At 62.4% G+C, this 13,056-nt stretch carries 9 protein-coding genes, 1 tRNA gene and 2 rRNA genes; 3 read left to right on the top strand and 9 right to left on the bottom strand.

Going from position 1 to position 13,056, the window contains the following annotated elements; translation table 11 throughout:
* Positions 1–77: 77 nt before the first annotated feature.
* The 4 genes from FJ546_RS16640 to FJ546_RS16655 all read right to left on the bottom strand — a co-directional run bounded on the left by FJ546_RS16640 (position 78) and on the right by FJ546_RS16655 (position 4,269).
* Positions 78–833 (bottom strand): ATP-binding cassette domain-containing protein, encoded by a 756-nt coding sequence (locus FJ546_RS16640; protein WP_140890327.1) that lies wholly within the window; start codon positions 831–833, stop codon positions 78–80.
* Positions 826–1,887 carry a ribose ABC transporter gene (locus tag FJ546_RS16645; protein WP_140890328.1) on the bottom strand — a complete coding sequence of 354 codons (1,062 nt, stop codon included), beginning with the start codon at positions 1,885–1,887 and terminating at the stop codon, positions 826–828. Before FJ546_RS16645 ends, FJ546_RS16640 begins: the two co-directional genes overlap by 8 nt.
* A 95-nt stretch (positions 1,888–1,982) precedes the next feature.
* Positions 1,983–2,960 (bottom strand): ABC transporter substrate-binding protein, encoded by a 978-nt coding sequence (locus FJ546_RS16650; RefSeq protein ID WP_027047417.1) that lies wholly within the window; start codon positions 2,958–2,960, stop codon positions 1,983–1,985.
* Between the two features lie 409 nt (positions 2,961–3,369).
* Entirely contained in the window at positions 3,370–4,269 is a 900-nt protein-coding gene (locus FJ546_RS16655) for a sugar-binding domain-containing protein (protein WP_140890329.1), read from the bottom strand.
* A gap of 276 nt (positions 4,270–4,545) precedes the next feature.
* Between FJ546_RS16655 and FJ546_RS16660 the strand changes: the two genes are divergently transcribed.
* A complete protein-coding gene (locus tag FJ546_RS16660; RefSeq protein ID WP_140890330.1) occupies positions 4,546–5,454 on the top strand; it encodes a tagatose-bisphosphate aldolase in 909 nt (302 codons plus the stop codon).
* An 84-nt stretch (positions 5,455–5,538) separates the two neighbouring features.
* Complete coding sequence (locus tag FJ546_RS16665) at positions 5,539–6,975, top strand: ROK family protein (RefSeq protein ID WP_246686864.1); 1,437 nt, start codon at positions 5,539–5,541, stop codon at positions 6,973–6,975.
* Between the two features lie 117 nt (positions 6,976–7,092).
* Here FJ546_RS16665 and FJ546_RS16670 read toward each other — a convergent pair whose 3' ends face one another.
* Together FJ546_RS16670 and FJ546_RS16675 are read right to left on the bottom strand one after the other, a co-directional pair.
* Positions 7,093–7,704 (bottom strand): NAD(P)-dependent oxidoreductase, encoded by a 612-nt coding sequence (locus FJ546_RS16670; RefSeq protein ID WP_140890332.1) that lies wholly within the window; start codon positions 7,702–7,704, stop codon positions 7,093–7,095.
* A 37-nt stretch (positions 7,705–7,741) separates the two neighbouring features.
* Entirely contained in the window at positions 7,742–8,380 is a 639-nt protein-coding gene (locus FJ546_RS16675) for a DsbA family protein (protein WP_140890343.1), read from the bottom strand.
* A gap of 138 nt (positions 8,381–8,518) precedes the next feature.
* Here FJ546_RS16675 and FJ546_RS16680 point away from each other — a divergent pair, with 138 nt between their 5' ends.
* Positions 8,519–9,436, top strand: a complete 918-nt coding sequence (locus tag FJ546_RS16680) for a LysR family transcriptional regulator (RefSeq protein WP_140890333.1) — start codon at positions 8,519–8,521, stop codon at positions 9,434–9,436.
* A gap of 155 nt (positions 9,437–9,591) precedes the next feature.
* Here the strand turns inward: FJ546_RS16680 and FJ546_RS16685 are convergent.
* The 3 genes from FJ546_RS16685 to FJ546_RS16695 form a co-directional block, all read right to left on the bottom strand.
* Positions 9,592–9,668 (bottom strand) — tRNA-Met (locus FJ546_RS16685).
* A gap of 193 nt (positions 9,669–9,861) precedes the next feature.
* Positions 9,862–9,976 (bottom strand): 5S ribosomal RNA (gene rrf / locus FJ546_RS16690).
* A gap of 195 nt (positions 9,977–10,171) precedes the next feature.
* Positions 10,172–12,971, bottom strand: a 23S ribosomal RNA gene (locus FJ546_RS16695).
* Positions 12,972–13,056 lie beyond the last annotated feature (85 nt).

A 13,056-nucleotide genomic window follows, 5' to 3' on the forward strand; every position in this document is an offset into this window, starting at 1 on the left:
AGTGCTTCGGCCGGCGAAAGGCCGGAAGCGCAGGAAACCACCGCTTGCCGACCGGCATCACCTGAATATCAATGCACCTAACCGCCGACCATCAGCTTGACGACCTCATCATGGTTGGTCTCGGAAATCTTGCGCTCGCCGGCCTGGACGCCGCGCCGCAACACGACGATGCGGTCCGACACCGCAAAGATGTCCTGCAGATTGTGCGAGATGAAGATCACGCCGCGTCCCTGCGCCTTGAGCTGGTGGATCAGCGAGATCACCTTGCGCTGCTCCGGCACGCCAAGTGCGGCGGTCGGTTCGTCCATGATCAGGATCTGCGCATCCCAGTAGACGGCGCGGCCGATGGCGACGGCCTGGCGCTGGCCGCCGGAGAAATTGCTGACCGGAGCCTCGAGCCGGCTGACATGGAAGTCCAGCCGCCCCATCGTTGCCTTGGCCGCTTCGGCCATCGCCTTGCGGTCGAGCACCGGCAGGAAGCCGAACGCCTTGTGCATCGGTTCGCGGCCAAGGAAGATGTTGGCGCCGATCGACAGATTGTCGGCGAGCGCCAGATCCTGGTAGATCGTCTCGATGCCCTTTTCGCGCGCCTCCTGCGGCGTCGCGAACGTCACCGGGTGACCCCGCAGCAGTATCTCGCCACCCGTCGGCTGAAACACCCCCGATATCGCCTTGATCAGCGTCGTCTTGCCGGCACCGTTGTCACCGGCCAGCGCCACGACTTCGCCCGGCCGCACGGCCATGGAGAAGTCGTTGAGCGCACGCACGGCGCCGAAGTGCTTCGACAGGTTGCGGACTTCCAGCAGGGGCGCGTTCTGGTTGGTGCTATTCATCCTGACGGGCTCCACTGAACCGGCGCTGCGCCTGGTCGATAAGGACGGAAATGATGATGACGACGCCGACGGCGATGAACTGCCAGAACGGCTCGACATTGACGAAGACCAGCCCGTACTGGATGACCGCGATCACCAGCGCCCCGGCGACCGTGCCGAAGATGGTGCCGGAGCCGCCGAACAGGCTGGCGCCGCCGATCACCACCGCCGCGACGCTGTCGAGCAGCAGGGGCTCGCCGGCCTGTGCGGCGCCCGCTGTGAAGCGCGCGGCATAGAGCGCGCCGCCAAGGCCGGCGCACATCGCCGACAGCACGTAGAGCCGCAATATGTGGCCCCTGATGTCGATGCCGGCCCGCCGCGCCGCCTGCACATTGGCGCCGATGGCGTAATTGTGCTGGCCGAAGCGGGTCTGGCTGAGCAGGTAGTGCATGACGATGACGAAGATGGCGGTGATCAGCACCAGATAAGGGATGCCATAGAACTTGCCGTTGCCGAGCAGTGCGAACCAGGAGTTCTGCACCGGCACGGTGGTGCCGCCGGCAAGCAGGAAGGCGGCACCGCGCGCGACGCCGAACATGCCGAGCGTGCCGATGAAAGGCGGCACCTTGAGCCGCGAGATCAGCAGGCCGTTGATGACGCCAGGCACGCCGGCAACGATCACCGAAGCAAGGATGCCGGCCAGCATGGCCAGCGGCAGGGGAATGGCGGCGCCCGCTATATTGGTGGCATGCGCGGCGATGACGGCGGCCAGCCCCATGATGAAGCCGAGCGACAGATCGATGCCGCCGGAAATGATGACGAAGGTCTGGCCGGTCGCCAGCAGCAGCGGCGCCACGGCGAAGATGGCAATGGACTGCAGGTTGAACGGGTTGAGGACGAAGGTCGCGCCGAAGGCGAGCCGCGACCAGATCTCGAAACAGATGAGCAGTCCGGCCAGGAACAGCCAGGCGCGCCCTTCGGCGATGCGTGCGACCAGGCTTCGGGCCGGATCGCCATGATCGGCCTGAGGGGCGACATGCTTCTCGGCAGGCTGGGCTGGTGATGTCGAGGTCATGGATACTCCGCGGCGCCTTCAAACAGGTCTCGATTGGCGAGGGACCCGGTGCAGGCTCCTCCCGGCGGACCGGGAGGAGCCAGACTGTGCTGGACTTACTCGGAGTAGAGATACTTCGAGATGTTCGGATCCGCGATGTTGGACTTGTCCATGATCGTGAAGCCGGTGCCGATGGTGACCGGGATCGAATGGCCGGTCAGGTGGGCATAGGCCGAGACGACGCCGTAATAGCCGATCTCGGCCGGATGCTGGGCGATCGCCACGTCGACCAGGCCGGTGTTGATGTTGTCGACGATGCTGGTCGGCGCATCGAAGGCGACGACCTTGACCGTGCCGGTCTGTCCCGCCTGCTTGACGCCGTTGGCGGCACCCAGCGCCGAGAACAGATTGGCGCCGAAGACACCGACCAGGTCGGGATTGCGCGCGAACACCGCCTGCAGCTGCGAAGCCGCCTTGTTGGCGTCGTCGTCATTGAACTGGGTCTCCAGCACGGTGATGCCCGGATGCTTGGCCATCTCCTTCTTGAAGCCTTCTTCACGCTGGTCGGTGGTCGAGATGCCGGGCTTGACGTTCGAGACATAGACCTTGCCCTTGTCGCCAATGGACGTGGCCAAAGCCCGCGCCGCGATCTCGCCGCCCAGCACATTGTCCGACGCGATGTAAGACAGCGGGAAATCGGCATCGCCGGCGCCGGTCTGGTAGACGCCGCTGCCGATGAAAGTGTCGACGGTAATGACCGGAATGCCGGCGTCATTGGCCTTGCGCAGCGGCTCGACCAGCTGAACCTTGTCGGTCGGCGCGATCAGGATCGCATCCGGCTTCTTGGCGATGACCGCGTCGAGCACCGGCACCTGGGTGACCGGGTTGAAGTCCGGCGCACCCTGGAAGACCAGATTGACGCCAAGCGCGTCGGCCGCCGCCTGGGCGCCCTTGCGCATGGTGATGTAGAAGCCGTCGGTGGTCAGGCCGGGAATGAGCGCAATGGTGTATTTTTTGTCCTGCGCCTGCGCGGGCGCAATCAGCACCGTGGCACTGACGGCGAGCGCCGCGAGCGCGGCAACGATCTTCTTCATGACATCCTCCTCATTGTTGGCAGATCTGCCGTTGCAAGTGACATTGGAATGGCCGTCATCCGTTCGGATGCCGACGGCCGGAACGCTTGTTTGCCTTTTGCGGGCAGCTCCTCCCAAGCGCCCTCCAGTCGATATGTCGGCCGGTCAGTCGCCGGCGCACCTGGCCACAGCCCCATTCCCTAGCCTCCGCGAGGCCCGGCAAACTGTGTCCCACGCCTCGCCTTGCCAGCGGGCGTTCGAACTTGTAACACTTTGCAGAAATAAATTGCAACTCGGTTTTTCCGAGTTGCAGTGCCGGGCTTTTCACACCATACGACATCCGACTGCTCCGCAGAGCCCCGGTCAACTATCACCCGCGGCTTTCGGCGGCACAACTGGTTTCGTGACGGCGTCCTGCCTGGATTATTCGTTACGCGAGCGCCCCGAGGATGGCCTGCGCTGTCTTGGTATCGGTCACCAATGTGTTGATGAGACCGGCGCGGACGGCGGCAATAATCGCCGTCGCCTTTTCCGGCGACGCGGCGAGGCCAATGACCAGCGGCACCGCGCGCAACTGCGCCGGCGACATGGCGATCATCCGGCTCTCCCCTTCCCAGGCAATCAGCGTGCCTTCGGCATCGAAGTAATGGCGAAGCACGTCGCCGGCGGCATGAACCAGCGCCTGCTCGCTCGGGGTGGCGGCGCTCGCCTCGGGGGCGTTGATGGCATGCGGCAGGCCGATGCCGACGATCGCGACATCGGTCCTCTCCCACAAAGCGACGGCATCGCGGATGGCGGTGTCGCGCAGGAAGACCTCTCGCAATTCGCTGGAAGGCAGATAGGGGGCATGGATGAAATGCGGGGTGCCGCCGAACTCCTCGGCGGCGAGCCGCACGAATTCGTTGACCTGAAAATGTGCCGCCTGCTGCTGCATGCCGCCGGTGGCGGCCACGGTCAGCACGCCGGGCATGCGCGGCAGTCCGGCCCGGATGACCTCGCGCACGGCGCGCCCCCAGCCGATGGCGACGACGGAGCCCGCCACCAGCTGCGCCTGCCTGAGCAGCCCGCCAAGGGGTGCCGCGAGCGCCGCCAGCGTGCCGGCCGCCGGCGTCTCGACCACTGCGGCATCGCGCAATTTCAAGCCATCGATCAGCTGCCTGGTGATGTCCTCCGGCGTTGCCAGGTCGAGAACCTCGATGCGGACAATGCCCTCGGCCCGCGCCCGCTGCAGCAAGCGCGAAATCGTCGCGGTGGACACTCCGAGCCGGCGAGCGATATCGACCTGCGACATCTCCTCCACATAATGCAGCTTGGCCACCGTATGCAGCATCGTCCGCGATGCGGTCGCATCCTGGATGGGAGGGGAAGACAGCTTGCAATTCCTTTCAGCAACGTGTTACATACACATAGGCCGACGGGAGTTATCGCGCAAATCCAGCCAACTCGCAACGTGCGGCGGCTCGCGGGCCGCGAGCCCGGCGAGGCGCTTTCTTCGAAGGCGATGGCGCGTCACGGCTTCCTGCCGGCAGGCGGGCAGAACTGAACATCGTTGTTTCCACGGGATCCGCGCCCTTCGTCTGGAGAGCGCCAACATCGGATTGAGACCATGACCAAGATGACCACCGCGGAACTGCGCGGCTATCAGCAGATATGCGGCAAGGACGGGGCCATGGTGGCCATCGCCTGCGACCAGCGCGGCGGCATGCGGACCCTGCTGGCGTCGGACCCGGACGAACAGGCCAAGATCACCAACGACATGCTCGGCGACACCAAGGCCGACATCACACGCTACCTCGCCAGTGCGGCGTCCTGCGTGCTGCTCGACCCGCTCTGCGCGGTGCCGCGCATTGTCGACGAAGGCGTCTTGAACCGCGATACGGCGCTGCTCATCGGCCTCGACGCTTCCGGTTTCGATATCTCTCCCGAAGGCTACCGCCTTTCGCGCCTGGTTCCCGGCATCGACGCGCGCCGCGTCCGCGCACTCGGCGGCACAGGCGGCAAGATCATGGTGTATCTGCGGGCCGACAAGCCTGAGGCGAACGAGCACAACATCGCCATCCTGCGCCAGTGCATCGCCGATTTCGGGCAGGAAGACCTGCTGCTGGTCGTCGAGTTCCTGACCTATCAGCTCGACGGGGAAAGCCCCGAGGACTATGCGGCCAAGACGCCATGGCTTGTCGAGGAAGGCACCAGGATTTCGCTGGAGTGTGGCGCCAAGGTGCTGAAGCTTCCCTACCCCGGGACGCCGGAAGCCTGCGCCAACATCACCAAAATGGCCGGCGAGGTGCCGTGGGCGGTGCTTTCGGCCGGCGTCAACCACGCGACCTTCCTTGGCCAGGTCGAGATCGCCATGCAGAATGGCGCCTCAGGCGTCATCGCCGGCCGCTCGCTGTGGAAGGATTGCATCTCGCTCGACCGTGACATCCAGCGCGAAAGGCTTAAGACCATCGCAGTGCCGCGATTGCGTGAAATCCAGGCCGTGATCGGGCACTACCGGCAGAAAGCCGCTGCCTGACAGTTGCGTTGGACCAGAGCTGTTCCAGCGAAAGTGTGAAGCGGCTTTGCGTCCGGAATTGCGCGAAAACAGATGCGGGACGCCATGCCTCAGAGCATAGGAATAGATATCGGCGGCACCAATCTGCGTGCCGCCCGCATTTCCGGCACCGGTGAAATCCTCAAGCGCGTTTCCGAAAAGAGCGCGCCCGACCCGGAGCTGGTGCTCGGCCGCATCGCCGACATGGTGCGCCTTCTCGACACGCCGGATGTGAAGGCCATCGGTGTCGGCGTGCCGGGCCGCGTCGATGCGCGGCGCGGCGCGGTGCTGTCTGGCGGCTATGTCAACCTCGCCTCGGTTGCGCTTGCCCAGCGCCTGGAAGACATGACAGGCAAGCGCGTCGTCATCGACAATGACTGCAACATGGCGCTGGCCGCCGAGATGGCGCTCGGCGCCGGGCGCGGCCATGGCAACATCGTCATGTTCACCATCGGCACCGGCATTGGCGGCGCCGTCGCCCAGGATCGGCGGATCACGCGAGGTTCGGCAACGGCGGGTCAGCTCGGCCACATCACCGTCGACGTCAATGGCGAGGTCTGCGCCTGCGGCAGGCGCGGCTGCGTCGAAACCACCAGTTCGGGCACCGCGCTCGGCCGTCACATTGCGCGCGCCGGCCTCGGCGCCGACATTTCGGTCGATCAACTCTTCGCCCGCGATAAGGCCGGCGATATCCAGGCGCGCGGCGTACTGGACGCCTGGGCGAAACCGCTGCGGGCCGCCATCGACACCGCCGTTGCCGTGCTTGCTCCCGACCTGGTGCTGCTTGGCGGCGGCCTTGGCCGGGCGGCCCATGCGGCACTCGGCCGCGCGCCGGCGCTGGCGCCCTGGTATCAATGCCAGGTCGGGCCCGCGCAACTCGGCGACGACGCCGGGGTGATCGGCGCCGGCCTCCAGGCGCTGGCGGGGGAGATGCACACGTCGCCCTCGACCCAGTCCGGCCGCCCGCGGCGCGCTGTGCTCGTAAACGGCATCCCCGCCAGCGGCAAGAGCACCGTCTCGCGCGGTATCGCCGATCGCATGGGCTGGCCGCTGCTGGCGCTCGACACGATCAAGAACCCCTTTCTCGAAGTGCTCGGTGGCGGCGACCGCCTGTTCAACCGCACGCTCGGCCGCGCCAGCTACCAGGCGATCTGGTCGGTGGTCGGCGAAGCGCCTGCCGGCACCACCTTCATCGTCGATGCCTGGTTCGGCTTCCAGCCGCGCGAGGTCCTCGAGGATCATCTGCGAAAGGCCGGCGTCGAGCAGACTTTCGAAATCTGGTGCCACGCGCCCGGCGAGGTCCTTGCCGAGCGCTATGGCGCCCGCCTCGACCAGCGCCCCGCTGGCCATCCCGGTGCCGCCTATGTTCCCGAACTGATCGAGCTCGCCAAGCGCGCCGAGCCGCTGCGGCGCGGACCGCTCTTCGACGTCGACACGACGAAGCCCATCGACTTCGATGCCATCACGGCCTGGTTGCGGGCGACGATGGCGGGCGGCGCATAGACAGTCGGAAGACCCGGTCGGCCTGCCTCGATTCGAACGGTGGAAGCGGGACGCCGGCTGGCCCTGGTGCGGCTGGCGTTGGCCAGCCTCGATCGAGACACGGCCGCCGCCGGTTGATCAATAGCCGACGGTAAAACGCTGCCTGATGTGGGCAGGCTTCTCGATCTCGTCGACCATGACGATGGCGTAGTCCTCGAAGGAGATACTGCTGCCCTTGTCGGAGGCCAGTAGCGTGTCCTTGCCCAGGCGGAATTTGCCGGTGCGCTCGCCTGGGACGAACATGGCGGAGGGCGACAGGAACGTCCAATCGAGGTCGCCGACGGCTTTCAGCTTGTCGAGGAAGTCGGCGCCCTTCTGTGCCTCGGCCTTGTAGATTGCAGGGAATTCGGGCGTGTCGACCAGCCTTTTGCCGGGCGCGACCTCAAGGCTGCCGGCGCCGCCTACGATGAGGTAGCGCTTCACGCCGGAAGCACGCACGGCGGCAATCAGCGTGTCGGGATCGCTGTCCAGGAAATGCACTGCGCTGATCACCAAATCATGGCCATGGATCAGGTCGGTGAGACCTTGCCTGTCGAAGACATCGCCCTTCCTCGCAGTCACGCCGGGCAGCGCGGCAATCTTTTCAGGGTTGCGGGCAATGCCGGTGACCGTATGGCCACGGTCGGAGAGTTCCTTGAGCAGGCGCGAACCGACGGCGCCTGATGCGCCGATGAGAGCGACTTTTGCCATGTCCTTTTCCAGTCCTTGTTGGGGGTCAGTCGGGGGATCACGCCGCCGCGATATGGGCGACGAGATTGTCGAAGCTGCCGAACAGCGCGTTCGAGCCGATGAGGCGCGGTGCATCGTTGCGGATAATTGCGAGGGAAGGAACGCCATTGGCGTGCAGACGCTGAAACAGCGTGCGGCCTCGGCCAACCAGTTCGCCGTGAGCCGTCAGCAAGGTTTCGGTCGACGCCTTCAACATTGGTGCGGCATTGGCCATGCCGGCATCGGCGAGCACTGCGGCCACGCCTCCGACAGTCACGATATCCCGTCCATCGACATAACGCGCACGCTGGATAGCCTTCAGAGCGCTCAGCCGACGATTGGGGTCATCGAGGCCGGCAGCGCTGATGCCGAGCGTGGCGGCATGGGAGTCGAGCAAGGTGCCCCGAATATTGAGGACGTTGTTTCGGTAAGCCTGCGTGAACTTCTGTCCGGTCAGACGCTCGATGCGCTGGTCGTTCGCCCAGGCATGGGCGGCAAAGCCTTCATCCATCGGCCGCGCCCCGGCACCGGAGAACAGGCCGGTCGGCATCAGCTCAATGCGCGAGCCGCTGGCCGAGAGCCTGTCCAGCATCGGCGTGGCGCCGTAACACCAGCCGCAGAGCGGATCGAAGAGGTAAGTCACGTCCGAATTGCTCACGATCGCTGCCATCCTAGGTACGGATTGTCGGCTGACGAGCCGCCAAAAGTCTTGGCCGTATGTGGCAGAAGGAGGTCTTGCGATAAATGCCACCCAATAATACAAACTGTCTGATCAGATCAGACAAAAGCAATCACCTTGGCCGACCTTCTGAACCTCAATCGGCTCGTCTACTTCACCACCGTGATGGAAACCGGCTCGTTCACATCAGCCGCGGACCGGCTTGGCGTCGCCAAGGCCGTGGTCAGCCATCAGGTCGGCAGGCTCGAGGAGGAACTGGGCGCAACGCTGCTGCAGCGCACGACACGACGCGTCACCCCAACGGAAGACGGTCGCCTCTTTTATGATCGCGCGATGATCATCCTGCGCGAGGCGGAGGCGGCCTTTGGCGAGATCTCGCACGGAGCGGTCGAGCCGAGCGGAACGCTGAAGCTGACCGCGCCGCTCGACTACGGCACCAGAGTGGTGGCGCCGGTCATGGCGGCATATCTGAAGGCCTATCCGCAAATGCGCGTCGAAGCGATCTTCGACGACGCGGTGAGCGATCTGGTTGATGAGCAGATCGATCTCGGCATCCGCGTTGGCTGGCTTACCGATTCCTCCAACCAGGCACGGCGACTGGGCACGATTCGGCAGATCGTCGTTGCGAGCCCGGCCTTCGCGGCAAGCCTGCCCGCGGATGCGAACCCGAACCAGGCACGATCGCTGGCCTGGGTCGGCAATGCCCAGCTGCGCGGCGTCGGCCAATGGCTGTTTTCCAGAGAAGGCGAGACGGTGCTGACAGAACTCAATCCCGTCATCGTCTGCGACAAAAGCCCGGCGGCCTATGCCTGCGTGCTTGCAGGTATCGGTCTGGGTATATTTCCCGACTATGCGGTCGATGAGGATATCGCCGGGGATCGGCTTGTGCGGATATTCGCGCAGTGGGCCTTGCCGACCGGCGGCATCCACGCGGTGTTCCCGCCGGCCCGCTTCCGGCCTGCCAAGGTGCGCGCCTTCGTCGACTTGCTCGCCGCAGCCGAGAGAAAGCGAGCACGCGGCAACGCCGGGGGGTGACGCGGCACACTGCTCGCAATGTCAGTGGAGACTTACATCGGGGCGCTTCGGCTTTGCCTGCTTGCGGGCCGCTGGGCGGGAGGCAGTGGTCGGCGATCGTTGGCCCCGAACGCAAAACGGCCCGCTGGTTTGAGCCATGCGGGCCGTTTGTGAATTGGTTGCGGGGACAGGATTTGAACCTGTGACCTTCAGGTTATGAGCCTGACGAGCTACCGGGCTGCTCCACCCCGCGTCACCACTGAGCAAGCGTTTGCCTGCTTAGGATGTAAGCGCAAGCCACTAGGGAGGCTGGCCTACAGATAGGTAGATGGCTCACCAAATGAAAGGGCCGCTTACGCGGCCCGTGGTCCCTTGGCGGGCCTTTTTCGTAGAGAGAAGATTTTCACTCCATCCGATTGGATGTGAGCTCAACGTGCGTTTGGCAGACCTGGCAGCGACCTACTCTCCCGCGTCTTGAGACGAAGTACCATCAGCGCTGGAGCGTTTCACGGCCGAGTTCGGAATGGGATCGGGTGCAGCCGCTCCGCCATAACCACCAGGTCGGCAAAACGCACGTTGTTCGAGAAGCTGTTTTTTGTGCCAAGGCGACGTTTGTGGCTTTCGGGCGTAAGCCCGCAAGCGCGACTGCGCGTCGCCGGTTTTCCGGCGCCCTCGCGGAGCATAGGCCCGTAAGGGCCGCTCATGCGTGAGCGCTGGCCAGACCATCGTGCTTCACGATGGGCATAAGGAATGAGAACGATCAAGCCGATCGAACTATTAGTACCGGTAAGCTTCAAGCGTTGCCGCTCTTCCACACCCGGCCTATCAACGTGGTCGTCTTCCACGGTTCTCAGGGAATACTCGTTTTAAGGTGGGTTTCCCGCTTAGATGCCTTCAGCGGTTATCCCGTCCGGATATAGCTACCCTGCTATGCGGCTGGCGCCACAACAGGTCCACCAGAGATCCGTCCATCCCGGTCCTCTCGTACTAGGGACAGATCCTTTCAATATTCCTACACCCACGGCAGATAGGGACCGAACTGTCTCACGACGTTCTGAACCCAACTCACGTACCGCTTTAAATGGCGAACAGCCATACCCTTGGGACCTGCTCCAGCCCCAGGATGCGATGAGTCGACATCGAGGTGCCAAACAACCCCGTCGATATGGACTCTTGGGGGTCATCAGCCTGTTATCCCCGGCGTACCTTTTATCCGTTGAGCGATGGCCCTTCCACGCGGGACCACCGGATCACTATGACCGACTTTCGTCTCTGCTCGACTTGTCAGTCTCGCAGTCAGGCAGGCTTATGCCATTGCACTCAGCGAACGATTTCCGACCGTTCTGAGCCCACCATCGCGCGCCTCCGTTACTCTTTAGGAGGCGACCGCCCCAGTCAAACTACCCACCATACATTGTCCCGGACCCGGATAACGGGCCGCGGTTAGACATCCATAGTAATAAGGGTGGTATTTCAAGGGTGGCTCCACCTGAGCTGGCGCCCAGGTTTCAAAGCCTACCACCTATCCTACACATGCCACTACGAATGCCAATGTAAAGCTATAGTAAAGGTGCACGGGGTCTTTCCGTCTAACCGCAGGAACCCCGCATCTTCACGGGGAATTCAATTTCACTGAGTCTATGCTGGAGACAGCGGGGAAGTCGTTACGCCATTCGTGCAGGTCGGAACTTACCCGACAAGGAATTTCGCTACCTTAGGACCGTTATAGTTACGGCCGCCGTTTACTGGGGCTTCGATTCAGAGCTTGCACCCCTCCTCTTAACCTTCCAGCACCGGGCAGGCGTCAGACCCTATACGTCGTCTTGCGACTTCGCAGAGCCCTGTGTTTTTGATAAACAGTCGCTACCCCCTGGTCTGTGCCACCCTCCTCCACTTGCGTGGAAAAGGGTCACGCTTCTTCCGAAGTTACGCGTGCAATTTGCCGAGTTCCTTCAGCATAGTTCTCTCAAGCGCCTTGGTATACTCTACCAGACCACCAGTGTCGGTTTCGGGTACGGTTTATAAGGAGGAGCTATTTCCTGGAACCACGCAGCAGCCCGTTCAATCCGATAAGATTGGACTACCTCAATGATCCGTCACTACCTCCAAGCCCACGAATATTAACGTGGTTCCCATCGACTACGCGTTTCCGCCTCGTCTTAGGGGCCGGCTAACCCTGCTCAGATTAGCTTTAAGCAGGAACCCTTGGTCTTTCGGCGGGGGAGTCTCTCACTCCCCTTACGTTACTCATGTCAGCATTCGCACTTCTGATACCTCCACCACCCCTCACGGGTATGGCTTCATCAGCTTACAGAACGCTCCGCTACCGCTCGTGATTGCTCACGAACCCTAAGCTTCGGTGTATGGCTTTAGCCCCGTTACATTTTCGGCGCAAAGACCCTTATTTAGACCAGTGAGCTGTTACGCTTTCTTTAAATGATGGCTGCTTCTAAGCCAACATCCTGGTTGTTTTGGGATCCTCACATCCTTTCCCACTTAGCCATAACTTGGGGACCTTAGCTGTAGGTCAGGGTTGTTTCCCTTTTCACGACGGACGTTAGCACCCGCCGTGTGTCTGCCGACTAGTACTCCCAGGTATTCGGAGTTTGGTTAGGTTTGGTAATCCGGTGAGGACCCCTAGCCCATCCAGTGCTCTACCCCCTGGGGTATTCGGTCGACGCTCTACCTAAATAGATTTCGCGGAGAACCAGCTATTTCCGAGTTTGATTGGCCTTTCACCCCTAGCCACAAGTCATCCCGAACTATTGCAACAGTTATGGGTTCGGTCCTCCAGTAAGTGTTACCTTACCTTCAACCTGCTCATGGCTAGATCACTCGGTTTCGGGTCTAATGCGACGAACTGAACGCCCTGTTCAGACTCGCTTTCGCTGCGCCTACACCTAGCGGTTTAAGCTTGCTCGTCACACTAAGTCGCTGACCCATTATACAAAAGGTACGTGGTCACCCTTGCGGGCTCCCACTGTTTGTAGGCAATCGGTTTCAGGTACTCTTTCACTCCCCTTGTCGGGGTGCTTTTCACCTTTCCCTCACGGTACTAGTTCGCTATCGGTCATGCACGAGTACTTAGGCTTGGAGGGTGGTCCCCCCAATTTCAGACAGGATTTCACGTGTCCCGCCTTACTCGAGGACGATTGATTGCATTACGCGTACGGGGCTGTCACCCACTATGGCCCTACTTTCCAGAAGGTTCCGCTTGTCTCTCAATCGCCACTGGCCTGGTCCGGGTTCGCTCGCCACTACTTCCGGAGTCTCGGTTGATGTCCTTTCCTACGGGTACTTAGATGTTTCAGTTCCCCGCGTTCGCCACTTTATCCCTATGTATTCAGGATAAGTTACCTATAACAGATACTTGGAAACCACAGCAGCAAGTCACCCTGCTACTCTGATTTTCCAAGCACCTTAGGTGGGTTTCCCCATTCGGAAATCTACGGATCAAAGGGTATTCGCACCTCCCCGTAGCTTATCGCAGCGTATCACGTCCTTCATCGCCTGTGCATGCCAAGGCATCCACCAATTGCCCTTAAGACACTTGATCGTTCTCATTGCCAATGCCCACCCGCGCAATCCGAAGGATTGCCGCTTCAGCCTCGCCCTTACGGGGTTGGCATCCGCGCAATCCC

The organism is Mesorhizobium sp. B2-4-19 (assembly GCF_006441315.1).
Classification (GTDB): Bacteria; Pseudomonadota; Alphaproteobacteria; order Rhizobiales; family Rhizobiaceae; genus Mesorhizobium.